23 protein-coding genes are annotated in these 25,600 nt (G+C 60.4%); 15 read left to right on the top strand and 8 right to left on the bottom strand.

The window, feature by feature from the left end; genetic code table 11:
* Window positions 1-22 precede the first annotated feature (22 nt).
* From gltP to GE543_RS00105, 4 genes are all read right to left on the bottom strand, one after another.
* Window positions 23-1,354, bottom strand: coding sequence for a glutamate/aspartate:proton symporter GltP (gene gltP, locus GE543_RS00120; RefSeq protein WP_003344498.1), 1,332 nt, complete (start codon window positions 1,352-1,354; stop codon window positions 23-25).
* 454 nt (window positions 1,355-1,808) lie between these two features.
* The gene (gene rimK, locus GE543_RS00115; RefSeq protein WP_003318100.1) at window positions 1,809-2,714 is read right to left on the bottom strand and encodes a 30S ribosomal protein S6--L-glutamate ligase; all 906 of its coding nucleotides are present in this window, start codon (window positions 2,712-2,714) and stop codon (window positions 1,809-1,811) included.
* Window positions 2,711-3,154, bottom strand: coding sequence for an ATP-dependent zinc protease (locus GE543_RS00110; protein WP_174518740.1), 444 nt, complete (start codon window positions 3,152-3,154; stop codon window positions 2,711-2,713). The genes rimK and GE543_RS00110 overlap by 4 nt, the downstream gene beginning before the upstream one ends.
* A 49-nt stretch (window positions 3,155-3,203) precedes the next feature.
* Complete coding sequence (locus GE543_RS00105) at window positions 3,204-3,986, bottom strand: EAL domain-containing protein (protein WP_371927050.1); 783 nt, start codon at window positions 3,984-3,986, stop codon at window positions 3,204-3,206.
* 171 nt (window positions 3,987-4,157) lie between these two features.
* Here GE543_RS00105 and GE543_RS00100 point away from each other — a divergent pair, with 171 nt between their 5' ends.
* From GE543_RS00100 to GE543_RS00085, 4 genes are all read left to right on the top strand, one after another.
* Complete coding sequence (locus GE543_RS00100) at window positions 4,158-4,565, top strand: RNA-binding S4 domain-containing protein (RefSeq protein ID WP_004412259.1); 408 nt, start codon at window positions 4,158-4,160, stop codon at window positions 4,563-4,565.
* A 176-nt stretch (window positions 4,566-4,741) separates the two neighbouring features.
* Window positions 4,742-5,644, top strand: a complete 903-nt coding sequence (hslO, locus tag GE543_RS00095; RefSeq protein ID WP_003318104.1) for an Hsp33 family molecular chaperone HslO — start codon at window positions 4,742-4,744, stop codon at window positions 5,642-5,644.
* A gap of 179 nt (window positions 5,645-5,823) precedes the next feature.
* A complete protein-coding gene (locus tag GE543_RS00090; RefSeq protein ID WP_003408316.1) occupies window positions 5,824-7,371 on the top strand; it encodes a phosphoenolpyruvate carboxykinase in 1,548 nt (515 codons plus the stop codon).
* A gap of 128 nt (window positions 7,372-7,499) precedes the next feature.
* The gene (locus tag GE543_RS00085; RefSeq protein ID WP_003408314.1) at window positions 7,500-8,003 is read left to right on the top strand and encodes a GNAT family N-acetyltransferase; all 504 of its coding nucleotides are present in this window, start codon (window positions 7,500-7,502) and stop codon (window positions 8,001-8,003) included.
* Window positions 8,004-8,098: 95 nt separating this feature from the next.
* Here the strand turns inward: GE543_RS00085 and GE543_RS00080 are convergent, their stop codons facing one another.
* The 4 genes from GE543_RS00080 to GE543_RS00065 all read right to left on the bottom strand — a co-directional run bounded on the left by GE543_RS00080 (window position 8,099) and on the right by GE543_RS00065 (window position 11,692).
* Complete coding sequence (locus GE543_RS00080) at window positions 8,099-8,806, bottom strand: hypothetical protein (RefSeq protein ID WP_032697537.1); 708 nt, start codon at window positions 8,804-8,806, stop codon at window positions 8,099-8,101.
* Window positions 8,807-8,936: 130 nt separating this feature from the next.
* Complete coding sequence (locus GE543_RS00075) at window positions 8,937-9,386, bottom strand: hypothetical protein (RefSeq protein ID WP_003408310.1); 450 nt, start codon at window positions 9,384-9,386, stop codon at window positions 8,937-8,939.
* A gap of 436 nt (window positions 9,387-9,822) precedes the next feature.
* Window positions 9,823-10,536 (bottom strand): cupin domain-containing protein, encoded by a 714-nt coding sequence (locus GE543_RS00070; protein ID WP_153220060.1) that lies wholly within the window; start codon window positions 10,534-10,536, stop codon window positions 9,823-9,825.
* A gap of 298 nt (window positions 10,537-10,834) precedes the next feature.
* Window positions 10,835-11,692 (bottom strand): GNAT family N-acetyltransferase, encoded by an 858-nt coding sequence (locus GE543_RS00065; RefSeq protein ID WP_153220058.1) that lies wholly within the window; start codon window positions 11,690-11,692, stop codon window positions 10,835-10,837.
* A gap of 534 nt (window positions 11,693-12,226) precedes the next feature.
* On the opposite strand from GE543_RS00065, the gene GE543_RS00055 reads away from it, so the two are divergent.
* From GE543_RS00055 to GE543_RS00005, 11 genes are all read left to right on the top strand, one after another.
* Window positions 12,227-12,895, top strand: coding sequence for a haloacid dehalogenase type II (locus GE543_RS00055; RefSeq protein WP_003408298.1), 669 nt, complete (start codon window positions 12,227-12,229; stop codon window positions 12,893-12,895).
* Between the two features lie 66 nt (window positions 12,896-12,961).
* Window positions 12,962-14,236, top strand: coding sequence for an FAD-binding oxidoreductase (locus GE543_RS00050; RefSeq protein WP_046236624.1), 1,275 nt, complete (start codon window positions 12,962-12,964; stop codon window positions 14,234-14,236).
* Window positions 14,237-14,329: 93 nt separating this feature from the next.
* Window positions 14,330-15,967 carry an ABC transporter substrate-binding protein gene (locus tag GE543_RS00045; RefSeq protein ID WP_046236616.1) on the top strand — a complete coding sequence of 546 codons (1,638 nt, stop codon included), beginning with the start codon at window positions 14,330-14,332 and terminating at the stop codon, window positions 15,965-15,967.
* A gap of 31 nt (window positions 15,968-15,998) precedes the next feature.
* Window positions 15,999-16,955, top strand: coding sequence for an ABC transporter permease (locus GE543_RS00040; RefSeq protein WP_003401718.1), 957 nt, complete (start codon window positions 15,999-16,001; stop codon window positions 16,953-16,955).
* The gene (locus GE543_RS00035) at window positions 16,952-17,830 is read left to right on the top strand and encodes an ABC transporter permease (protein WP_003408293.1); all 879 of its coding nucleotides are present in this window, start codon (window positions 16,952-16,954) and stop codon (window positions 17,828-17,830) included. Before GE543_RS00040 ends, GE543_RS00035 begins: the two co-directional genes overlap by 4 nt.
* 1 nt (window position 17,831) lies before the next feature.
* On the top strand, window positions 17,832-19,673 hold the full coding sequence (locus tag GE543_RS00030; RefSeq protein WP_153220056.1) for an ABC transporter ATP-binding protein: 1,842 nt from the start codon (window positions 17,832-17,834) through the stop codon (window positions 19,671-19,673).
* Entirely contained in the window at window positions 19,670-19,981 is a 312-nt protein-coding gene (locus tag GE543_RS00025; RefSeq protein ID WP_003408290.1) for a (2Fe-2S)-binding protein, read from the top strand. The genes GE543_RS00030 and GE543_RS00025 overlap by 4 nt, the downstream gene beginning before the upstream one ends.
* Window positions 19,960-21,369 (top strand): NAD(P)/FAD-dependent oxidoreductase, encoded by a 1,410-nt coding sequence (locus GE543_RS00020; protein WP_153220054.1) that lies wholly within the window; start codon window positions 19,960-19,962, stop codon window positions 21,367-21,369. Before GE543_RS00025 ends, GE543_RS00020 begins: the two co-directional genes overlap by 22 nt.
* The gene (locus GE543_RS00015) at window positions 21,366-22,535 is read left to right on the top strand and encodes an FAD-binding oxidoreductase (protein WP_046236619.1); all 1,170 of its coding nucleotides are present in this window, start codon (window positions 21,366-21,368) and stop codon (window positions 22,533-22,535) included. The genes GE543_RS00020 and GE543_RS00015 overlap by 4 nt, the downstream gene beginning before the upstream one ends.
* Window positions 22,532-23,689, top strand: a complete 1,158-nt coding sequence (gene argE, locus GE543_RS00010; RefSeq protein WP_153220052.1) for an acetylornithine deacetylase — start codon at window positions 22,532-22,534, stop codon at window positions 23,687-23,689. The genes GE543_RS00015 and argE overlap by 4 nt, the downstream gene beginning before the upstream one ends.
* 114 nt (window positions 23,690-23,803) lie before the next feature.
* Complete coding sequence (locus GE543_RS00005; RefSeq protein WP_046236621.1) at window positions 23,804-25,261, top strand: NAD-dependent succinate-semialdehyde dehydrogenase; 1,458 nt, start codon at window positions 23,804-23,806, stop codon at window positions 25,259-25,261.
* Window positions 25,262-25,600 lie beyond the last annotated feature (339 nt).

Raw genomic sequence — 25,600 nt, 5'->3', positions numbered from 1 at the left:
CACGCGTGAGGAACGCTGGGCGTTACTCTGCGGTAGGCTGGCGCAGTGGCACAGGCTCTTTGCTGCGCCAGTGCGGCAGGGATTCCCAGTAGCGCTCGCCCTTGGCATCGTCGTACATGCCTTCCCAGCGCGAGATGACCAGCACTGCCAGGGCATTGCCGATCACGTTCAAGGCGGTACGCGCCATGTCCATGATGCGGTCGACACCGGCGATGAATGCCAGGCCTTCCAGAGGAATACCGGCGCTGCCCAGGGTCGCCAGCAGCACGACGAAGGAAACCCCCGGTACGCCCGCGATGCCTTTGGAGGTGACCATCAGGGTCAGTACCAGCATCAATTGCGCGCCAATCGACAGGTCGATGCCGTACAGCTGAGCGATGAAGATCGCTGCGATGCTCTGATAGAGCGTCGAGCCGTCGAGGTTGAACGAGTAGCCCGTAGGCACCACGAAGCTGCAGATCGCCTTCGGCGCGCCATAGGCTTCCATCTTCTGGATCACGCGCGGCAGCACGGTTTCGGAGCTGGCTGTGGAGTAGGACAGAATCAGCTCGTCCTTGAAGATGCGCATCAGCCTGATGACCGAAAAGCCGAATGCACGAGCGATCAGCCCCAGCACCACGAAAGCGAAGAAGGCGATGGCCACGTACACCAGAATCACCAGCTTGGCGAGCGGCAGCAGGGAGGCGAAGCCGAAATTGGCGACAGTCACGGCAATCAGGGCAAACACGCCGATCGGCGCGTAGTTCATGATCATGTGAGTGACCTTGAACATGGTCTCCGAGACGCCCTGAAACAGTTTCACCAGCGGCTCACGGACCTCGGCCTGCAGGCTGGAAAGCCCCAGACCGAACAACACTGAAAAGAAGATGATCGGCAGCATCTCGCCACGCGCCATGGCAGCGAAGATGTTGGACGGGATCAGGTTGAGAATGGTCGCGATAAACGCATGATCGTGCTGAACTTCAGCCGTAGTCTGCTGATACTTGGAAATATCGACAGTGCCCAGTGTGCTCATGTCGATGCCGGTGCCCGGATGGAACACGTTGGCCAGCACCAGGCCCACCAGAATCGCGATAGTGGTCACGACTTCGAAATAGAGAATGGTCTTGAGACCGATACGCCCCAGCTTCTTGGCATCGCCCACGCCTGCAATACCGACGATCAGCGAGGCGACAACGATAGGGATAACGATCATCTTGATCAGACGAATGAAGATATCGCCTGCGGGCTGCAGGATGTTAGTGATCCACCAGGCCTTTTCTGCACTGAAATGATTGAGCAGCGCCCCCACAGCGATACCCAGTACCAGTCCGATCAGAATCTGCCAGGCCAGACTCAGCTTTGCCTTCTTCATATTATTACCCTTGTTCAAAGTGGCTTGGGCAAGTCCAAAACCCGTGCGCCGAGCGTGCTTTTTCACAGCAGTTTCGAGGCAGGAGCTCCCTTTGGAAATGTCCCGAGAAGGTCACCGCAGACGAGCATCCCAGCTCTGTAGCAGGCGAAAAAAGTCGCAACTATTCCCATGGCGCGCGCGTACGTCTAATGCCGTAAACGACTACCTCATGCATGATCGGCATACAAATACGGGAGAAATGTGTTGATTTATGTCACGCGAGAGGATGGCTATTCGGCGCGAAGCTGGCTATTACGTCGCCTTAAGCTGAACAGAGGGATGCGCGATTAAAGACGGGATACTGCGACAAGGACTCGACTACCAGGCCTGATTACCTGATGTACGGTAGCTGAATGCCCAGGCCGGGGTCCGCAGACAGAACACCAGCCTGTGCAATCGAAACAGGGGCGGGCAGTCAGCCTTTACCTTTGGTACGGGTCATGTGCGGGCCGCTGTTTTTCTCGAGGTACTCGATGATCATCCCGGCCACGTCCTTGCTGGTGGTCACTTCAATGCCTTCCAGGCCAGGCGAGGAGTTGACCTCCATCACCAGAGGGCCGTGATTGGAACGCAGGATATCCACACCCGCCACGCTCAGCCCCATGACCTTGGCTGCCCGCAACGCAGTCATGCGCTCTTCAGGGGTGATCTTGATCAGGCTGGCGCTGCCGCCGCGGTGCAGGTTGGAGCGGAACTCGCCTGGCTTGGCCTGACGCTTCATCGAGGCGATGACCTTGTCACCGACCACGAAGCAGCGGATGTCGGCGCCGCCCGCTTCCTTGATGTATTCCTGAACCATGATGTCCTGCTTGAGGCCCATGAAGGCTTCGATCACCGATTCGGCCGCCGTGGCCGTTTCGCACAGCACCACACCTATCCCCTGAGTGCCTTCGAGCACCTTGATGACCAGCGGCGCGCCGTTGACCATCTGGATCAGATCGGGAATATCGTCGGGCGAGTGAGCGAAACCGGTGACCGGCAAGCCAATCCCCCGGCGTGACAGGAGTTGCAACGAGCGCAGCTTGTCCCGCGAACGGGCAATGGCGACCGATTCATTGAGCGGGAACACGCCCATCATTTCAAACTGACGCAACACCGCACAGCCATAGAAAGTCACCGAAGCACCGATGCGCGGGATCACCGCATCGAAGCCCTCCAGAGGTTTGCCGCGGTAGTGAATCTGCGGCTTGTGGCTGGCGATGTTCATATAGGCGCGCAGGGTGTCGATCACCACCATCTCATGGCCACGCTCAATGCCAGCTTCGACCAGACGACGGGTGGAATACAGACGCGGATTACGCGAAAGCACAGCGATCTTCATGCAACACCTGAGGAAGTAGAGGCCGGGAACACCGGCTTGTCTTGTACGTAAGTTATGCCCGGATTGACCACCAGATGGCCGTCGATCAGAGCTTTGGAACCGAGCAGCAGTCGATAACGCATCGACTTGCGGCAAGCCAGCGTGAATTCCACCGGCCAGATAAGATCGCCCAGGGCCAGCGTGGTGCGAATGACATAGCGCACCTGCGCCTGACCGTTGGAGCTCTTAATGGTTTTCATGGCAACCAGTTGCGCTTCGCAGCGACGATGCCGCAACTGAACCACAGTGCCCAGATGCGCGTTGAAGCGTACCCATTTCTGACCATTGCGTTCAAAAGGCTCGATTTCCGTGGCATGCAGGCTCGACGTGCTTGCACCGGTATCGATTTTTGCCCGCAGGCCTGCCACCCCCAGATCGGGAAGCGCCACCCACTCGCGCAGGCCGATGACTGTCAGATGATCGAATGTCTTCAATGCGATTCCGTACTTCTCAAGACTTCAGCCAGGCCTCGGGGTTTACCCGGGCCAGCGCTTTGAATGCAGGTTTTGCGAACAGATAGCCCTGCATCAGGGAGATACCGCAGTCGGCGAGAAAATCCCGCTCTTCAACGTGTTCGATACCTTCGGCGATAAGCTTAATCCCCAAGTCCGTACACATTGTGACAACGCCACGAACAATAGCCTGACGTGCGCGATCACGATGAACGTCGCGAATCAGGTGCATGTCGAGTTTTATCAGATCGGGTTGAAAATCAGCCAGCAGCGTCAGGCCGGAATAACCGGCACCGAAATCGTCGATGGCGGTCATGAAACCGAACTCCCGGTATTCGCGCAGGATGTTGCTCAAATGGCCGTTATTGCAGACATGTTCGCTTTCGATGGTTTCGAAAATCAACCGCTCGATGGGGAAATCATGCCGCTTGGCCGCCTCCAGCGTGCTGCGGATGCACAGCTCGGGACGATACACGGCATTTGGCAAAAAGTTGATCGATAACCGCTCGGTCATGCCCAGATTCGCAGCGCCGGCGATGGCGGTGGTGCGGCAGCTCTGATCGAATCGATAGCGGTTCTGGTCGGTCACCTGACTCAGGACCGACATTGCGCCCTCGCCGTTGGGCCCGCGAACCAGCGCCTCGTGGGCGAAGATCGAATGATCGTGAAGATTCACGATCGGCTGATAGGCATAGTCGAACGAAAAATCGAGCTCTGGACTGTCTGTGCATCCCGCACACCCTTTTCTCGGGGCGGTCAACGAAGTTGGAAAATCTGTCACGTCGCGCTCCATAGGGGTGTGGGGCAATGAAAAGGTGAATAGCTGTTTTTGACAAGCACGTATCGGTTACTTCATGTTCATAGTGGAGCAGAAAAAGCGGGCGAGCGTGTGCTGACGCCTGGTTTATCTGGCCCGATAACGTTCAGACTGTCACATTGATGAGGAATTCAAATGGCGCAAAAGCCGGAAGAAGACGATAAGGTCCGCCTGGATAAATGGCTGTGGGCCGCGCGCTTTTTCAAAACCCGTGCGCTGGCCAAAGCGGCTATTGAAAGCGGAAAGGTGCACTGTCGCGGCGAACGTTGCAAGCCCGGCAAGGAGCCTCGTATCGGTGACGAGTTTCAGATCCGCATGGGTTTCGACGACCGCACCGTAGTCGTCGAGGCTCTGTCCATCGTACGGCGTGGCGCGCCGGAGGCACAGACGCTGTATCACGAGACACCCGAGAGCATCACCAGGCGCGAGAATGCGGCGGCTCAGCGCAAGGCCGGCAACCTGGGGGTGACCACCGACGGAAAGCCGACCAAGAAGCAACGCCGAGAGCTTTTCGGCTTCCGCGCCAGCCAGAACAACGACTGAAACACGGCACCGGGCAGCTCCGGCTATCAGTCCGACGTGCCATCCAGCTTGGAAGCGCACCGCATAGCTCCTAAAATGCGGTCAATCCGCATGGCCCACGGCGCTTTCGAGTGCCGGACGGTGCTTCCTAAGCCGCGTGCCATCCATTGTCATTACTTCAGATACCTTGCCTACCTATGCATGATTTCCCGAACATCGATTTCACCCAACGCTTCATCTTCGACGAAAGCGACGTTCGCGGAGAACTGGTCGCCCTGGAGCGCAGCTACGCCGAAGTGCTCGCCAAGCATCCCTACCCGGAGCCGGTCGCGCAGTTGCTTGGCGAACTGATGGCGGCTGCCGCGCTGCTCGTCGGCACCCTCAAATTCGACGGCCTGCTGATCCTGCAGGCACGCTCCAGCGGCGCAGTGCCGTTGCTGATGGTCGAGTGCTCCAGCGAGCGTGAACTGCGTGGCATTGCCCGTTATGACGAGGCACTGGTTACAGCAGGCGCAGGTCTGCAGGACCTGATGCCCGATGGCTCGCTGGCATTGACCATCGACCCGAACAAGGGCAAGCGCTATCAGGGCATCGTTGCCCTCGACGGCGTCGACCTGTCGGAAAGCCTCTCCAACTATTTCGTGATGTCCGAACAGCTCGGCACGCGTTTCTGGCTCAAGGCCGACGGTCATCGCGCCCGTGGTCTGTTGCTGCAACAGCTGCCCATCGCACAGATCACCGATCCGGAAGAGCGCGACGCCAGCTGGGAGCACGTCATCACCCTGGCCAACACCCTTACGGCCGAGGAAATGCTCGGGCTGGACAACCAGACCATTCTGCATCGCCTGTATCACGAAGACCCGGTTCGCCTGTTCGACGAGCAGCCCATCTGCTTTCGCTGCAGTTGCTCGCGTGAGCGTTCGGCCAATGCGCTGGCCAGCCTTGGGCTGGAGGACGCGCAGCAATTGGTTATCGAGCACAACGGCACGATCGAGATCGATTGCCAGTTCTGCAACGAACGCTATCTGTTCGATGCCACTGACGTCGCGCAGCTGTTTGCTGGCGGCGGTGTCGATTCGCCATCTGACACGCGCCATTAATCATCGCGTAAAGAGCCTCAGAAAACGGTGTGGGCCCCTGTAATGCTGTTCTGACAGGAGGGTCCTACCATTTCCGGACATTTCTGGCATAATCCGGCCCACTTTTACGCTGTAGTAGTGGTTGTTTTTTTACTACAAAACCGTTTGGAGCACTCGGCCACAGGCCGACGGGGAACCTCATGACGCAAACCAACAACGCTGTGTACACCGATCTGAGCACCGACGAACTGGTCAAGGAAGCCCTTGCCCGCAAAGAAGGCGTACTGTCCGATACTGGCGCACTGGTTGTGGAGACAGGCCATCGTACTGGCCGTTCGCCGGTCGATCGTTTCATCGTTGAAGAGCCGAGCACTCAGGACGCCATCGCCTGGGGCCCGATCAACCGCAAGTTCCCGGCCGAGAAATTCGACGCCCTGTGGAACCGTGTCGGCGCGTACCTCGCCGAGCGCGAGCGCTTCGTTTCCCATGTTCATGTAGGCTCCGATCCTGCGCACTACCTGCCAGTCAAGATGACCACCGAGACTGCGTGGCACAATCTGTTCGGCCGTTGCCTGTTCATCAACCCTGAACAGTACAACCCGGCTGGAGGAAAGGACGAGTGGGAAATCCAGAACGCGCCTTGGTTCGTCTGCGACCCTGAGCGTGACGGCACCAACTCCGACGGCACCGTGATCATCAACTTCGCCGCCCGCAAGGTGCTGATCGCAGGCATGCGTTATGCCGGCGAAATGAAGAAAGCCATGTTCTCGGTGCAGAACTTCCTGCTTCCGGCGTACGACGTTCTGCCGATGCACTGCGCGGCCAACATGGGCGAAGAGGGCGATGTAACCCTGTTCTTCGGTCTGTCCGGCACCGGCAAGACCACCCTGTCCGCCGACGAAAGCCGTTACCTGATCGGTGACGACGAGCACGGCTGGGGCGAAGGCGTGGTGTTCAACATCGAAGGCGGTTGCTATGCCAAGTGCATCGACCTGTCCGAGAAGAACGAGCCGGTCATCTGGAAAGCCATCCAGCACGGCGCCGTACTGGAAAACGTCGTACTCGACCCGGTTACCAAAAAAGCCGATTACGCCGACAGCAGCCTGACCCAGAACAGCCGCGCCGCCTACCCGCGCGAACTGATCGAGAAGCGCGCACCGAAAAACCTCGGTGGCGAGCCGAACGCCGTTATCTTCCTGACCTGCGACCTGACCGGCGTACTGCCGCCTGTGTCGATCCTCAGCGAAGAACAGGCTGCCTACCACTTCCTGTCGGGTTACACCGCACTGGTCGGCTCGACTGAAATGGGTTCGGGTTCGGGCATCAAGTCCACCTTCTCCACCTGCTTCGGCGCACCATTCTTCCCGCGTCCGGCTGGCGAGTACGCAGAACTGCTGATCAAGCGCATCCGCGGCTTCAAATCCAAGGTCTACCTGGTCAACACCGGCTGGACCGGCGGTGGCTACGGCGTCGGCAAGCGCTTCAACATCCCGACCACCCGTGGCGTGATCGCAGCGATCCAGAGCGGCGCACTGATCGGTGCCGAAACCGAACACCTCGACACCATCAACCTCGACGTACCGAAGTCGGTACCCGGCGTCGATACCGGCCTGCTCAACCCACGCAACACCTGGGCTGACAAAGCTGCCTACGACGAAGCGGCAAAAGCACTGGCTGGCCTGTTCGTGGAGAACTTCAAGAAGTTCGACGTGAGCGACGCCATCAAGGCTGCGGGTCCGAAGTTGTAATTAAACATCTTCAGGGTCACACGCCCGTGTGACCCTAGAAAATGCTCAAGCAAACGCCTCGACTTGTCGGGGCGTTTGCTTGTCTGGAATACTGATTTCCACTGAGGACGGTGGCCAGGAGGTGTGTTGTGGGCGTAAACGGGATTCAGATACGGCGTTTCGTGCCGAGCGACGAGCAAGGTGTATCGGCGATGATTCTGCCGATCCAGCGTGAAGAGTTCGGTATTCCCATTACCGCCGAAGACCAGCCTGACCTGAAAGCGATTCCGGACTTTTACCAGACCGGCACAGGGGACTTCTGGGTCGCGGTACAAGACGATCAGGTCATCGGCAGCATCGGCCTCAGGGACATCGGCGCAGGGCAGGCAGCACTGCGCAAGATGTTTGTCGCCGCACCGTTTCGCGGCCGGGAATTCTCCGTTGCAGCCAGACTGCTCGAGCGCCTGATCGAGGAATCAACTCGCAAGGGCGTCAGCGAAGTATTCCTGGGCACGACCGACAAGTTTCACGCTGCGCATCGCTTCTATGAAAAGCACGGCTTTAGAGAGATCACCAAGGATGACCTGCCTGCGAGCTTTCCGTTGATCGCGGTGGACAGCAAGTTCTATGTGCTGGCCTTGAAAGAACAATGACGTCGCTACACCGCAGCGTTGTCGGCGAACCGCAATGCAGCAGAACGCCGACAGCCATAGAGGGCACGCGAACCCGCGTGCTCCGTCACAGGCGCTCAAGTCCCCTGAATGCCTGACTGGCTTTTCAGCGTGTTGAAAATGTCCATCGCCGAGCTGTCCCCAGATGTGATGTTGGCGGCGTAATTGGCGGGGTATTGGGCTTTTTCTATGGGTGGCAGCTGGTCGTAGTGGGCGAGAAGCATCACCAGTGTTTGCGTGCTTTTGCCGGTTTCGTTGTATTCGTCGACATAGCGTTTGCCCATCGCTCTATTCCAGGCTTCCTGTTGAAGATGGTTTTCGGACGAAGCAGCACTACGCTCATTAATGGTGAATTCGCCACCTTCGTCATACATGATCAGTTTGAGTTGATCCTGAGATAATCCTGAGAACGGGTTTGCTCCCCCGCCATTCTTGAACAGCGTAGCCTGCCTGGCTCTTTCGAGCAGCACTGGATCGTCGGTATCGGGGACCTCCGCATCGTGCAGTGCTCTGTTGGCGTAATAGTGTGTACCCGTGATCTTGTCGTTAATGGATGTTGCCATTGCACCCAGCTCTTTGAAGCCTAAACGACTATCGCGGATCTGAGCGCGCATCGCGCTGCTGTTTAATTGACTGGACAACGTGGAGAGGGTTGCACTATCAGCGGAGCGCTCAGAAGACAGTTTACTTATTGCCGACGTGCTACTGGTTGGGGAAACCTCTTTCGCAACAGTCGTTAGGGTAGGGCTGCTGGTAAGGGCCGTGATGTGAGAAATGTCGAACATGCTGCGTCCTCGCGTCAGTTGCCAATCCATGGCGTTATATTCGCTATCTATATCGGCACGATCAGATTCAGCTTTAGTTTTCCTCCGGAGGCAGGCGCGCGCGTAATTTTGTAACGCGCACGCCTTGAGATTATTTCATGGTGAATTCAGCAGTCCATGCATGAGTAGAGAGGTCGGTGACCCTGGAGGTAGCTGTGCAAATCGCACCACCTTCAGGCGTTGCAGTACGGTTCCACTTTGGAACCTTGACTCCACCCGCGCCTGCCAGCCTTACAAAGGTGGTCGAGAATACACATACCTTGGAACCCATCACATAACGAACACTGGCGTAGCTGGCATCAGGTGAGAGCATGCTTTGCACCGTATAAAAGTTTGAATCGCCGGGTTGAACGGTAGAGCCAATGGCTGTTCTGGCGTTGCGTAGCGTCGATAACTCGTTACGCGTAACAGGCTTATGCTTCGCGACCTCTGTTCCCAGATTTTTGAACGTCACCGTAACCGGTGGTCCCGCGTGCGCAACAACAGTGGCGCACAGCGTGGCGAGAGCAAGAGAAGTCAGCAAGACGTTTTTTGTTTTCATGATCGGTAGTTCCTGAGTTAATTAATTAAATTCGTATTACATTAAGCAAGGCGAACGCACGACAGCAGTGAGCCGCCTGTATTGACGTGCACGCGCTATCGCCCGATTAAGATCCGCCATGTATCAGCGCACAGAAAGTGCGCCGCCCACCTAAAAATGTTTATGTCGATGACAGTCGGAGGATGACCCTATACTAAAAAGCAGGGGTGACTCCGCTGAACGGGTTAGGAGAAAAGATTAGTTTCCTGCAATCCGTTGAGATGTTTTAGCACGTGAGATGGGAAAGAAAAGTAGGAAACTTCTGATTCTTTGCAAATCAGTTAATGACGATGATTGTTCTTGTCTTTTAGTATCGAGTTGGATTAACTGCGCCGGCAGAAATTGTAAGTGTGCAGATTAAAGCGCCCCTCAGAGCTGAAGGGCGCATCTCTCTACTTCACGTCACCGCATAAAACTTGCGCACATATGCAGTGCTGGTCCATTTGCAGGGCGCGCCTCGGGCGACGAATACGGTATCGCCTGTGTTTACGGTCAGACTGGGGCCGTTTTCCAGGCTCAGCTCGACGCTGCCTTCGATCAGGCTCATCAGTTCATGGATCTTGTGCGGCCGCGAGATACGTTCGTAGGGGGTTGAGTCCCACACGCCGATGCGCAGGGTGCTGGCGCTGTCTTCGAAGAGGTTGTTGCTGCGGCATTGCGGCAGCGCGCTGATCATGATCGCCGGGTCTGGCGGTGAAGACGGCGTGAGCATGGCCAGGCGGTCGAGCGCGGTGATGCCGGGTTTGTCTGGCCCGCTGGCCTGGGTGGAGGCGCAGAACGCCCAGAGGCTGTCCGGTTGCGCGTCGATACGTATTTGAGTGCCGCGACCGATCACGGCACTTTCGCCGGTCTTGATCGTGAGGCTCTCGGCACCGGAGGTCAGGGTGACGGACCCGCGATGCATCACCAGCATTTCGGTGTAGGGGTAGGCTGCCACTGACAGCGACGTGCCGAAATGCACGAGGCCGGCCGCAATGCCCTGATCATCGATGAACGCTGTGCGACGCTCATTATCGAACGAGTCATGCGCATCGATGGGGCCAGTGGTGAATTCGGTGTCGACCGGGCTGAGGTCAGCGCGGGCCAATAGCAAAACAGTGGGTTGGGGCATCGGGTCGGGCTCCTGAAGTTGAAGCGTTGATGATCGTTCCCACGCTCCGGACTCAGCGTCATACACAAATCCGCTTTTGCTTCTGGCCGGAGGCCGTAGGAGCGAACTTGTTCGCGAAAGGGCCGGTATGATCGACTGTCTTCACGAACAAGTTCGCTCCTACGCCCTGCGGGCGGAAGCCTGAAAAGCACGTATTCGGGGCTCTCCAAGACTTATTTATAACGATGAGCGCTCTGCGTGGTACTACATTTCGTGACGCTCTGCGAGAGCATTGGCACGATGAGGTGCTTACGGGCGATCAGCCGATCGCCTGGGTAATCAGCGCAAACTGGCGCACGCCCTGGGTGGCTTGCGGGACTGCGCCCATGCTCATGCAGGTCACGCTGTCGACGCGCTTGAGGCCGGCTTCCTCCAGCCAGTCGGCCAGGCCGCTGTCGGTCGGGATGTCGATACGTACGAAGGCGTAAGGCACGCGAGCCAGCAGCTCTCCAATCATGTGCCTGGCCTGGTCAACGCTCTGGGCAACAACAGGGCCGATGCACAGGCCACGACCGAACGGGCGCAACAGGGCAAAGGCCTGCAACTGGCCGTCGCGCTCAATGCCGACAGCGTGTTCAAGGTTGTTCAGCACATCGCCCAGCGTCACCGAGCGGTCCATACCCGAACCGGCGTTGGCCAGTTCCAGCACACGAGGGTGGTCAGCCTCGCTCAGCCCCCGGCAACGTTCCTGTGCCTTCAGTTCGGTGGTGCCGGGCGGTTGCGCCTGCCCCTGACGCTGCTGGATCTCGCCAAAGCTGACGAACCCCATCTTCGCGTAGAGCGGCGCACCTGCAAGCGTGGCGTTGAGGACCGCGGTGCGGGGCGCGACGCTGCCGACGGCCAACTCCATCAGCTTGCGACCAATGCCCTTGCCCTGGTAATCGTCACTGACGATCACTAGGCCGATGGTGGAAAACTCGCCCTGATGACAGGCAAAGGCACTGCCGATCAAACGCCCATTGTGTACCGCGACAAAGCCTTGGGCGACACGCTGCAGCATGGCCCAGTCTTCGAGTCGATGCGGCCACTTCAGGGCGACGGATAACTCATGAGCGTTGCCGACATCGGCTGCGGTCATGGGGCGAAATTCAAAGTCGAGGCGTTGCTGAGCGAGCATGACGTGTCTCCGTCCAGAAGGATGCACCGGCAATAAAAGGATGCGCCAGACGTGCTATATCCCATCTGCTGCGGGCGGTGACAAGAGGGCTGGGCGCATTCGGCAGATTCCACGAAGTGCCGTTCGCCAGACCACAGTTACTGCTTAAATCGGCCGGGCCTCCGGCAGCAAATGCTTAGGTTTTTTACCCCGCGTTCAGGCTCTTTATATAGCTGCCGGCATTTGTCACTCGCCAACCACCGACGCGGCGCAGTTTCTGCGGCGCAAACCCGCGTGTTTGAGCCCGAGCGCCCTGAAAAGGGTCATAAAAGCGCCGAAAACCGGGCTCTGCCCAAGGCTGGAGCGCCCCGCAAAGTCTGCTGAGCGCGCACCTCAAAACGGTGGTTTCTATCAAGCAGCCATCACTTTTAACGCCATCTGCTGATTTCACGGTGTTGTAATGAGGTTGTGCTGCAGCGTGCATCACCGCCCCTGGACATCAGGCCGGATTGCTCGTCATGCCATGACCTCAACGAACTTTCAGGACCGCACACAATGAGCTTTCTTCGACCAAAATTCATTACGTTCGACTGCTACGGCACGTTGACCAATTTCCACATGGGCACCATGACGCGCGAGCTGTTTGCCGACCGCGTTCCGGCTGAACAGATGGATCAGTTCGTCAGGGATTTTTCGGCGTATCGTCTGGATCAGGTCATGGGTGACTGGATGCCATACGACGAAATCCTCAAGGTTGCACTGGCGCGCACCTGCAAGCGCTGGAACGTTGAATACCGCGAAGAAGGCCAACTGTATTACGACGCCGTGCCGACTTGGGGCCCACACGCCGATGTGCCTGCCGGTCTGGCGAAAATCGCCGACAAGATCCCGCTGGTGATTTACTCCAACGCCAGCGACAGCCAGATCATGTCCAACGTCGAAAAGCTCGGTGCACCGTTCCACAAGGTGTTCACCGCCGACCAGGCCAAGGTCTACAAGCCGCGTCTGGCAGCCTTCGAGTTCATGCTCGACAACCTGGGTTGCGGTCCGGAAGACATCTTGCATGTGTCATCGAGCTTCCGTTACGACCTGTTCTCGGCGCATGACATGAAAATCAAAAACAAGGCATTTGTGGCTCGCGGTCATGAACAGCCCGCCAACAGCTTCTACGAATATCATCAGATTCCGGATATCGGCGGACTGGCCGCTCTGGTCGGCCTCTAAGCCAGGCAAATCGCGTGACACCGGCATTTTTCAAGGTGCTCTTCGATGAGTGACAAGGGGAACGATATGCGCAGTGAGTCTTACTGGCTCGATACGGCTCCAGACTTTACCGGCGCGCAGGACGGCGCAGTGGAGGGGCAGGCTGACGTGGTGGTGGTCGGTGGCGGTTTCACCGGCCTTGCGGCGGCGCGTGCATTGGCCTTGAAAGGTGCCAGCGTGGTGGTTCTGGAAGCGGGCCGGGTGATCGGCGAAGCGTCGGGGCGCAATGGCGGACAGTGCAATACCGGCGTGGCCCAGGACTATGCGTCGTTAAGCGCAACCCTGGGTGCCGATCAGGCCCGCGAGTATTACAAGGCTTACGAAAGCGCGGTGCAGAGCGTCGTGACGGTGATCGACGAAGAAAACATCGCCTGCGACGTCAAGCGTAACGGCAAGCTCAAGCTGGCGGCCAAGCCAGGGCATTACGAAGGACTGGCGCGCACCTGCGAGCTGATCCGCCGTGAAGTCGATGCTGACGTCGAGCTGCTGTCCGCTCAGGACGTGCGCGCCGAAATCGATTCGAACGAGTTTCACGGTGGCCTGCTGCAGCGCAACGGCATACAGATGCATGTCGGACGTTTCGGTCTGGGTCTCGCCGATGCGGCCGTGCGCCATGGCGCAAGGGTGTATCAGAACGCGACGGTAAAGGACTGGAAAGCCAACCGTGGCGGCTTTGTGGTCAACACCTCGAAAGGCTCGATCCAGGCCGGCCAGCTGCTGTTGGCGACCGGTGCCTGCCAGCATGGCGGACTGGGCTGGTATCGCCGGCGCATCGTGCCGGTCGGCAGCTTTGTCATCGTCACTGAAGTGTTGCCGCAAGCGCTGATCGACCAACTGTTCCCCCACCAGCGCGCTTACGTGACCAGCCGTTTGATCGGCAACTATTTCCGCCTCACACCGGATAACCGCCTGCTGTTCGGCGGGCGGGCGCGCTTCGCCATGTCCAACAGCAGCTCCGACGCCAAGAGCGGCAAGGTGCTGCAGGCGGCCATGGTGCAGATGTTTCCGCAACTGGCACACGTCAAGGTCGACTACTGCTGGGGCGGGCTGGTGGACATGACCTCCGACCGTCTGCCACGTGCAGGCGAACACAACGGGGTCTTCTACTCGATGGGTTACAGCGGCCACGGTGTGCAGATGTCGGTGCACATGGGGCGGATGATGGCCGAAGTCATGGAAGGCAAGGCGCAGGCCAACCCCTGGAAGGACCTGAGCTGGCCAGCCATTCCCGGCCATTTCGGCAAGCCATGGTTTCTGCCGCTGGTAGGCGCGTATTACCGCTATCAGGACAGCCGCCACTGAGTGTTTGTCTGACCGTCGTCGTGTGTGTTTGAAGGACGCTCCGGCCAACCGTGAGCAATTCGGAATTTCCCCTTTTCGACAGGTAGAACTGATATGGCTGATAAAAAAACCGACTCCGCGTTGATCACAGGTGAAGACAGCCTGCGGGTTTTCGAAGGTCTCAATCGTGGCCTGTCGCGGCGCGATGCGTTGCGCATGCTGGGTGTTGCAGGTGTAGTTGCGGCGGGCTCCACCAGCCTGTTCGGCGCGGCCGGCAAGGTCTTTGCCGACGACGCGGATGCCCCTGTCAAAGGCAAGCCGGGCGGCCGCATTCGGGTTGCCGGCATGTCCAGTTCTACCGCCGATACGCTGGACCCGGCCAAGGGCGCGCTGTCTACCGACTACGTACGTCATTTCATGTTCTACAACGGCCTGACGCGTTTCGACAGCCATCTGGTGCCGCACATGGAGCTGGCCGAGAAGATCGAAAGCGACAACGCCACAGTCTGGACCGTGACCCTGCGCCAGGGCGTGACCTTCCACAACGGCAAGGCGCTGACCGCTGGCGACGTGGTGTTCTCCCTGTCGCGCCACAAGGACCCGGCCACCGGCTCGAAAGTCCTGCCACTGATGGCGCAGTTTTCCGAGATCAAGGCCACCGGCCCGCTGGAGGTGCAGATCACCCTCAGCTCGCCAAACGCCGAGCTGCCGTCGATCCTCGCGGTCTCGCACCTGCTGATCGTGCCCGAAGGCACCACCGACTTCAGCAAAGGCATCGGTACCGGGCCGTTCACCGTCAAGGAATTCAACCCTGGCGTGCGCTCGGTCAGTGCGCGCAACCCCAACTACTGGAAGCCGGGCCTGCCGTACCTGGACGAAATCGAATTCATCGCCATCGCCGACGAGCCATCGCGGGTCAATGCGCTGCTGTCCGGCGATGTGCACATGATCAACGAGGTCAATCCGCGCTCGACCACACGCATTGCCGCCAGCGCCAAACACCGCGTGGTCGATGCGCCGTCCGGCAACTACACCGACCTGATCATTCGTCAGGACCAGATGCCTGGCAAGAGCCCGGAATTCACCGAGGCCATGAAGTACCTGCTGGACCGTGAACAGGTCAAATCGGCGGTGTTCCGTGGCTACGCCCGCGTGGGTAACGACCACCCGATCTCGCCAGGCTCGCGCTACTTCAACGCTGACCTGCCACAGCGCGCCTACGACCCGGAAAAAGCCAGATTCCTGCTCAAGAAAGCCGGCATGGAAAAGATCACCATGGCCGTCGCGGCATCGCCTGCCGCGACCGGTTCGGTGGACATCGCCGTGCTGCTGCAACAGTCCGCCAAGCAGGCCGGCCTGACCCTCAACGTCAACCGTTTGCCAAGCGACGGCTACTGGTCCAACCACTGGATGAAGCACCCGCTGAGCTTCGGCAACATCAACCCGCGCCCGAACGCCGACGTAATCTTCTCGCAGTTCTTCCAGTCCACCGCGCCGTGGAATGAATCCGGCTGGAAAAACGACCAGTTCGACCAGTTGCTGTTGCTGGCCCGTGGCGAAACCGACGAAGCCAAGCGCGGCAAAATGTATGGCGACATGCAGGCTCTGGTCAGCCAGAACTGCGGCATTGGCATCCCTGTGTTCATCAGCAACATCGACGGTGTGGACAAGCGTATCCAGGGCTACTCCAGCAACCCGCTGGGCGGCTTCATGGGTTACATGTTCAGCGAGCAGGTGTGGCTGGACGCGTAAATGAAACGCTGAACCGAGCAGGAGGACGCAGATGAATAGCAACACACTCTGGTTGATCGTGCAGCGCTTCGGCGCGGCGATCGTGACGTTGTTGATCGTTTCCATCGTGGTCTTCGCCATAACGGCGGTATTACCTGGAGACGCCGCACAACAGGCCCTTGGGCAATTCGCGACGCCTGAACAGGTCGCGGCATTGCGTACCCAGCTGGGCCTCGATCAGCCAGGTGTGGTGCGTTATCTGCATTGGTTGACCAACCTGCTCGGCGGCAACCTCGGCGAATCGGTCTCCAACGCGATGCCGGTGTCGGAGCTGATTGCCGGACGCTTCCCCAAAACCCTGATGCTGTCGGCCACCACCGCGCTGGTATCGGTACCGGTAGCGCTGGCACTGGGGATTGGCGCAGCGATGTACCGCGGCAGTCGCCTGGATAGCGCGCTGAATTTCATCACCCTGTCACTGGTCGCCGTACCCGAATTTCTGGTGGCGACGCTGGCGGTGCTGATTTTCGCCGTCAATCTGGGCTGGCTGTCCGCGCTGTCCTACGGCGCCGATGTCAGCTCGCCGTGGCAGTTCATGCGCACCTACGCGTTGCCGGTGATGACCCTGTGCTGCGTGATCGTGGCGCAGATGGCGCGCATGACCCGCGCGGCGGTCATCGACCAGCTGGACAGCCCGTATGTGGAAATGGCGCGCCTCAAGGGCGTCAGCCCGGTGCGTATCGTATTGCGCCATGCCTTGCCGAACGCCATCGGGCCGATCGTCAACGCCGTGGCACTGAGCCTGTCGTACCTGCTCGGCGGCGTCGTCATCGTCGAGACCATCTTCAACTATCCCGGCATCGCCAGCCTGATGGTCGATGCCGTGACCAACCGTGACATGGCCCTGGTACAGGGCTGCACGATGCTGTTCTGCTCCGCTTACCTTGGGTTGGTGCTGATGGCCGACCTGTGTGCAATTCTTTCCAATCCGAGGCTGAGAACCCAATGACTCAATTCATTGCGAAATCGACGCCTGCGGCGCCGCAACCGGTGCTTCGCAAAAAGGCTTCCCGTCCGACCTCATGGCTTGGCCTGCTGGGCGCTACGGTGTGCTTCATCTGGTTGATGGTCGCTCTGTTCGGCCCTTGGCTGGCACCGCATCCGGTGGGCGAAGTGGTCTCCGACAACATGTTCGAAAACATGAGCGCAGCGTACCCGTTCGGCACTGATTACCTGGGCCGCGACATGCTCAGCCGCGTACTGGTCGGCGCGCGCTTCACCGTCGGCCTGGCATTGATTTCTGCCGTGCTGGCCAGCGGCATCGGCACCCTGTGCGCGCTGCTGTCGGTGGTCGCGCCAAGATGGCTGGACGAAATCATCAGCCGCCTGATGGATGCATTCATCTCGATCCCCAGCAAAATGCTGGCGCTGATCATGGTCTCGGCATTCGGCTCGTCCGAGGTGCTGCTGATCTGCACGGCGGTACTGAGCTACACGCCGGGCGCATTTCGGATCGCGCGCAGCCTGGCGGTGAACATCGAGGCGCTGGAGTACGTGCAAGTGGCGCGCACACGCGGCGAGGGCCGTATCTACATTGCCTGCCGGGAAATCCTGCCGAACATGCTCAACCCGGTCATGACCGACCTGGGCCTGCGCTTCGGCTTCATCGTCTTGCTGCTCAGCGGCATGAGCTTTCTGGGGCTCGGTGTACAACCGCCTGACGCCGACCTTGGCTCGCTGGTCCGCGAGAACATCGGCGGGCTCAGCCAGGGCGCGCCGGCCATTGTGATCCCGGCACTGGCCATCGGCACTCTGACCATCGGCGTGAACCTGCTCATCGACCGGCTGGCCTCGCGGCGCGGTCGTCGTTCGGGAGGGCATTGAGATGAGCCAGTTGATTCGTGTGCAAGACCTGCGCGTGGTTGCCGATGGCGACCATGGCGAGCTGGAGATCGTCAAAGGTGTCAGCTTTGCGCTGGAAAAAGGTGAAGTGCTGGCACTGATCGGTGAGTCGGGCTCCGGCAAGACCACCATCGCGCTGGCCCTGCTGGGTTACGCCCGACGCGGTTGCACGCTGGCCGGCGGGGTGGTTCAAGTGGGCGAGCACGACATGCTCAGCCTGCCCGAAAGCCAATTGCAGGGCCTGCGTGGCAACCGCGTTTCCTACATTGCGCAAAGCGCCGCAGCGGCCTTCAACCCGGCAAAAAAGCTGATCGATCAGGTGATCGAAGGTGCGTTGATTCACGGTCTGGGCAGCCGCGCGGAACTGGAAGCCAAGGCTGTCGAGCTATTCCGCGACCTGGCCCTGCCCAATCCGGAAAGCATCGGCCGGCGTTATCCGCATCAGGTCTCGGGCGGCCAGTTGCAGCGCGTCATGGCGGCAATGGCGCTGATCAGTGATCCGTTGCTGGTGATCCTCGACGAGCCGACTACCGCACTGGACGTCACCACGCAGATCGACGTGCTGCGCGCATTCAAGCGGGTGGTCCGCGACCGCGGTGCCACGGCGGTTTATGTCTCCCACGACCTTGCGGTGGTGGCGCAGATGGCCGATCAGATCGTGGTGCTCAATGGCGGGCGGATCATCGAACAGAGCAGCACCGCGGCACTGCTCAAAGGCCCTGCGGACGCCTACACCCGCAGCCTGCTGGCGGCAGCGCGCCCGGACAAGGTGTTGAGCCCGGCCAGCGAAGTGGTCAAGGACAGCACGCTGTTGACCATCAAGGGACTGACGGCGGGCTACGGCAAAAAGAACCTGCAAGGCATGCCGATGATTCGCGTGCTGGAAGACATCGACCTGACCATCCGCCGTGGTCAGGCCATCGGCGTGATAGGCGAGTCCGGCTCGGGCAAATCGACGCTGGCCCGCGTGGTCGCCGGTCTTCTGGACCCGGCGCATGGCAGCCTGACGTTCGACGGCGCCGAGTTGTCCGGCACCCTGGCGGGGCGTACCGAAGAACAGTTTCGGCGCATCCAGATGGTGTTCCAGAACGCCGACACCGCGCTCAACCCGATGCACAGCATCAGTGCAATTCTGGCGCGCCCGCTGAAGATGTATTTCGGCCTGAAGGGCAAGGCCCTGCGCGAGCGCATCGACGAGCTGATGGACCTGGTGCGCCTGCCCCGCGAGCTGGCCGAGCGGCGTCCCAACGAACTCTCGGGCGGGCAGAAACAACGCGTCAACCTGGCCCGCGCGCTGGCGGCCAAGCCCGACCTGATCCTCTGTGATGAAGTGACCTCGGCGCTGGATACCGTGGTGGGTGCGTGCATCCTTGAACTGCTCGGCGAACTGCGCCGCAAGCTCGGGGTTTCCTACCTGTTCATCAGCCACGACATCTCCACCGTGCGTGCGCTGTGCGACGACATCGTGGTGATGTACAGCGGCCACAAGGTCGAAGAGGGCAGCCGCGAAGCCTTCAGCCGAATGCCGTTCCACCCCTACACCGACTTGCTGGTGCATTCGGTGCCGGAACTGCGTCAGGGCTGGCTGGAGACCTGCGGCGTAACCAGCGGCAACCTGCCGCCCATCAGCGCACCGGCCAACAATCCGGAGCTGTGCACCTTCCTCAATCGCTGCCCGGCCCGAATCGAAGGCCTGTGCAACAAGACCGCGCCGGGCCGTCGCCTGATCGCAGGTGGCAGCGAGATCCTTTGCCACCGCGACAGCGACGAGCTGCAGGCCGTGCAAGAAAACCTGAATCCTGAAACCGTCGGAGCTTACGCATGAATGGCCGTTTTGTGAGGCTGGGCGAGCGTGATCGCCCGGTCGTGAGCCTGATGGTCGATGGCGCGCCCATCGAGGCATTGCAGGGCGATACCCTGATGGTGGCGTTGCTGACACGCAAGGCCACATTACGCCAGTCCGAGTTCGACTCGGGACGCCGTGCAGGTTTCTGCCTGATGGGCGCCTGCCAGGATTGCTGGGTCTGGACCCGCAGCGGCGAGCGGCTGCGCGCCTGCTCAAACGAAGTCCGCGACGGACTCGACATCGTCACCACCCAACCGGAGGCGAAATGGCCACTTCTTCACGGTTAGACGTTCGCAACCCTGGCAGCCCGAGAGTGGTCATCATCGGCGCAGGCCCGGCAGGCACCCGCTGCGCCGAAACCTTGCTGGCTGCGGGCATCAAACCGATCCTGATCGACGAAAACCGACGTGACGGCGGGCAGATCTATCGCCGTCAGCCAGAAGGCTTCAAGCGCGATTATTCGGCGCTGTATGGCACCGAAGCGGCCAAAGCGCGTGACCTGCATGAAAGCTTCGATCGCTTGCGCCCGCAGATCGATTACCGCCCCGACACCCTGGCCTGGAACCTGACCCACGGCGAGCTGTGCTGTGCCAGTCAGGGCGTGCACACCGTGATCGAATACGACGCGCTGATCCTGTGTGCCGGGGCCACCGACCGTCTGATGCCGATCAAGGGCTGGCAACTGGCAGGCACCTACAGCCTCGGCGGCTCGCAGATTGCGCTCAAGTCGCAATCGGTCTCGATTGGCAGTCGCGTGGTGTTCATGGGCAGCGGTCCGCTGCTGTATTTGGTTGCCAGCCAGTACGTCAAAGCCGGTGCCGATGTCGCCGCAGTGCTCGACACCTCACCGTTCGGCAAACGCATCGGCGCGATGCCCAAATTGCTGGCGCGCCCCGGTCTGCTGTTCAACGGCATGAAATTGCTGGGCCAACTGTACAGCGCCGGGGTGCCGGTGCATCTGGGCGTGCAGCCCGAGGAAATCATCGGCAGCGAACAGGACGGCGTGACCGGCGTGCGTGTGAAGCTGGCCAATGGCACCGCGCTGGACGTCGATTGCGATGCCCTGGCGCTGGGTTATCACCTGCGTCCGGAAACCCAGCTGGCTGATCTGGCCGGCTGCCAGTTGCGCTTCGACGAAGCGTCCGGGCAATGGGTGCTGGCAGTCGATGAAGAGGGGCGTACCTCGGTCAAAGGTTTTTACGCCGCAGGTGACGGCGCGAAGATTCGTGGCGCCGATGCGGCGGAACAGGCCGGGCGACTGGTGGCGATGGCGCTGCTGGAAGACCTTGACCTGCCTGTGGATAACTCGCGTCAGGCAGAAGTGCGCAAGAGCCTGGTGGCAATGGACCGCTTTCGGGTCGGGCTGGCCGAAGCGTTTCCGTGGCCTGCGGCCCAAGCGGCGGCCTTGCCGGATGATGCGATTGTCTGCCGCTGCGAGATGATCAGCGCCGGTGAGTTGCGCGGCGTCGTACGTGAAAAAGGCGCCTGCGAAGTCAATCGCGCCAAGGCTTTCAGTCGCGTCGGCATGGGCCGCTGCCAGGGCCGTTACTGCTCACAGGCCGGGGCCGAGGTGATCGCAGCCGAAGCCGACGTGCCGGTCGAGCAGGTCGGTCGCCAGCGCGGTCAGGCGCCGGTCAAACCGTTGTCGATGCTGATCGACGAGGTGACATCATGAAGCAGCCAAAGGTGGACGTACTGATTGTCGGCGGCGGATTCATGGGCTCGGCATCAGCGTTCTTTCTGCGCCAGCGCGGCAAGTCGGTGACGCTGCTGGAGCGCGACGTGATCGGCCAGTACGCCAGCGGCGTGAACTTCGGCAACGTGCGCCGTCAGGGCCGGCATCTCGGTCAGCTGGAACTCGCCAACCGTTCCAGAGCCCTTTGGCAGCGGCTGCCGGAGCTGATCGGTGAAGACCTGGAATTCCTCCCCAGCGGCCACATGCGCGTCTGCTACCGCGAGGACGAAATCGCCGAGCTGGAAGCCTACGCAGCAGCCCCGGAAGCCCGTGAGCTGGACCTGAAAATCTACAGCGGGCAAGCGCTGCACGAGCGCTTTCCGTTTCTCGGGCCGGACGTGAAGGGCGGGTCTTATGCGCCACACGATGGCCACGCCAACCCGCGCCTGGCTGCACCTGCCTTTGCCCGCGCAGCGATTCGGGCCGGGGCGCGGATCGAAGAGCGCACCGAAGTGGCTCATGTGGAAAAGGTCGGTAACGAATTTGAAGTCACCACCACTGACGGGCGCATTTTCAGCGCCGATCAGTTGCTGATCACCGCTGGCGCCTGGGGACAGAAACTCTCCACACAGTTTGGCGAATCCGTGCCGCTGGACACCCATGGTCCGCAGATGGCCGTCACCGAGCCGGTGCCGTATGCACTGCCGACAGTGATCGGCGTGTTCACCAAAATCCCTCACGAAGTGATCTACTTCCGGCAGATCGCCCGCGGCAACATCATCATCGGCGGCGGTTTTCGCAGCAAGCCGGACATGATCAACCGCCGCGCCTATGTCGAGCCGCGCAGCATCGTCAATCAGGTGCAGCAGATGCGTCGCCTGTTGCCCGGTGTCGGCAACCTGAACATCATCCGCGTGTGGAGCGGCATCGAAGGCTACACGCCGGACTCGCTGCCGGTGATGGGCCGCAGCGGCAAGGTCGACGGCCTGTTCTATGCGTTCGGCTTCTGCGGTCACGGCTTCCAGCTCGGCCCGGGCGTGGGCGACGTGATGGCCGAACTGATCAGCACCGGCACGACCAGCACCTCGATCAGCCCGTTCGACATCCGCCGGTTTGACGTCAGCCTTGTGGACAACCTCACCGAACAGACGAGTAAAGCCTCATGAGCCCCCGCGCACTGGAAATCCTCAAGCGTCTGATCGCCTTCGACACCGTGTCGTCGGAGCCGAACATGGCGCTGATCGAATACGTCCGCGAACTGCTGGCCAGCAAAGGCATCGAGTCGCTGATCGTCAAGGACGAGACCGGCAAGAAGGCCAACCTGTTCGCCAGCACCGGCCCGCGCGATGTACCGGGCGTGCTGCTGTCCGGCCACACCGACGTGGTTCCTGCGGCCGGTCAGGCGTGGACCATGCCACCATTTCAGGCAACCCTGCGTGACGGGCGCATCTACGGCCGTGGCACCTGCGACATGAAGGGCTTTATCGCCCTGGCTATCGACGCAATGCTCGATGCCGCAGACATGCCCCTGATGCGCCCGCTGCAACTGGCCTTGTCCCACGACGAAGAGATCGGCTGTGTCGGCGTGCGGCGGCTGCTTGACGTCCTGCACCTGGCACCGGTACGTCCGTTCCTGTGCGTGGTTGGCGAGCCGACCCTGATGCAGTTCGCCGTCGGTCACAAGGGCAAGGCGTCCTATCGCACCTTCTGTCGAGGTCAGGAGGCGCATTCCTCGCTGGCACCGCGCGCGGTCAACGCGATTCACCTGGCCAGCGATTTCATCGCCGAACTGCGCAAGAGCCAGAAGCAGATCGAACAGCAAGGCGCGCGTGACGAGGGTTACGACATCCCTTACAGCACCGTGCACATCGGCCGTATCGATGGCGGCAAGGCGCTGAACATCGTGCCCAACCTGTGCACCCTGGAATTCGAGTACCGCAACCTGCCGGGCGACAACCCCGATGCGTTGCTGGAGCAATTGCGCGAGCGTGCCGAGGTGCTGGTACGTGAAGCGCGACAGCTGTCGGGTGTGGCAGACATCGAGATCGAGGTCATAAACGAATACCCGGCCCTGGAGACCCATCCAAGCGTTGAGGCAGTGCGCCTGCTGCATGCGTTTGCCGAACCGGGCACACAGCACATCAAGGTCTCGTATGGCACCGAGGGTGGTCTGTTCGCCGGGCGCCTGAACGTGCCGGTGGTGGTCTGCGGGCCAGGCTCCATCGAGCAGGCGCACAAGCCGGACGAGTTTATCGACGAGAGTCAGATGGACGCAGGCGAGCGTTTTTTGCAGAGTCTGCTGGGGTCGTTGAAGCAGTAGAGGCTGCCGTCCGCAGGCAAATTTCAGCATCGGACGCTGCCGTTATCCTGCTTTCAGCATCCTGGACTGTGGCGTCTGCCTAGACTGGCAGTCATCCCGGAACAGGACTTGATCATGCTCAAGAATCAGTTGAAAGACCCCAGCCTGCTGGTAGACCGCGCCTACGTCGATGGGCAATGGATCAGCGCTGACGATGGTGCAACCCTGACCATCAACAACCCGGCCACCGGCGAGACGCTGGCGCAGGTGCCAGCCCTGCAGGGCGTCGAAACCCGGCGTGCCATTGAAGCGGCCGATCGCGCCTGGCCGGCCTGGCGCGCACGTCCCGCAGCCGAACGCGCGGCGCTGCTGGAGCGCTGGCATCAGGCGATGCTCGACAACGTCGAAGACCTGGCGCTGATCATGACCTTTGAGCAGGGCAAGCCGCTGAACGAGTCGCGCGGCGAGATCCGCTACGGTGCCAGCTTCGTCAAATGGTTCGCCGAAGAGGCGCGTCGCTCGTACGGTGAAACCATTCCCGCGCCCAGCGCAGACCGTCGCTTGATGACCCTCAAGCAACCGGTGGGTGTCTGCGCCGCGATCACGCCGTGGAACTTCCCCAACGCCATGATCACCCGCAAGTGCGCGCCGGCGCTGGCTGCCGGGTGCCCGATCATCGTCAAGCCATCGGACCTCACGCCCTTGTCAGCCCTGGCGCTGGCGGTGCTGGCCGAACGCGTGGGCATTCCTGCCGGGGTGTTCAACGTCATCACTGGCATGCCCACCGGGATTGGCGAAGAGCTGACCAGCAACCCGGTAGTGCGCAAGATTTCCTTCACCGGTTCAACGCCGGTCGGCCGTCTGCTGATGCGCCAGAGCGCCGAACACATCAAGCGTCTGAGCCTGGAACTGGGTGGCAACGCGCCCTTCATCGTGTTTGACGACGCGGACCTGGAACAGGCGGTGACGGGCATCATGCTCAGCAAATTCCGCAACGCCGGGCAGACTTGCGTGTGCGCCAACCGGATTCTGGTGCAAAACGGCATCTACGACCGCTTCGCTGCACGGCTGGTGGAAGAAGTGAGCAAGCTCAAGGTCGGCAACGGGCTGGAAGAGGGCGTGACCATCGGCCCGCTGATCAATCCGGCGGCGGTCAGCAAAGTCGCCCGGCATATCGACGATGCACTGAGCCAGGGGGCGAAACTGCTGCACGGCGGTTCTCCCGACGGCACCAGCCAGTTCGTCCAGCCCACGGTATTGGGCGACACCCACGCGGGCATGCTGTTGGCCAACGAAGAAACCTTCGGCCCGGTCGCACCGCTGATGCGCTTCACAGATGAAGCCGAAGCGCTGGCACTGGCCAACGCCACGCCTTATGGCCTTGGCGCTTATTACTTCACCCAGGACCTGCGCCGTTCATGGCGTTTCGGCGAGGCGCTGGAGTTCGGCATGGTCGGCCTCAACACCGGCATCATCTCCATGGAAGTCGCCCCGTTCGGCGGCATCAAACAATCCGGCCTGGGCCGCGAAGGCTCCAGCTACGGACTGGATGAATACCTGGAAGTGAAGGCGTTTCATGTGGGTGGGTTGTAGCGTTCAGAACGGCGTACCAATACGCGTCGGCACGATAGTTGAGATTATCGTTCCTCACGCTCCAGCGTGGGGACGATGGTCAAAACAATCTAACGCCTTGCCCGCAGCCACTGCCCCAAAAAAAGCGCTTTTCAAGCACGATGGCACAGACGACGCAGAGTGCGACGTTAGTGACGGCTGAGCTCTGGCACTGATCCGGGGGTAGCCTGGCGTCCAGCCAGGCTACCCCCGGATCAGCGCCAGGACTCAGCCGTCACAAACGTCGCAATTTGCGTCGTCTGTGCCATCGTGCTCGAAAAGCGCTATAGAGCAATTTAGCTAAAAGACCCGGCTTGTGAG

It is taken from the genome of Pseudomonas sp. SZ57 (assembly GCF_009495975.1).
In the GTDB taxonomy this organism is placed as follows: domain Bacteria; phylum Pseudomonadota; class Gammaproteobacteria; order Pseudomonadales; family Pseudomonadaceae; genus Aquipseudomonas; species Aquipseudomonas syringae.
Note: the sequence above shows the minus strand (reverse complement) of the source record. Positions and strands in the feature narration are given on the sequence as shown.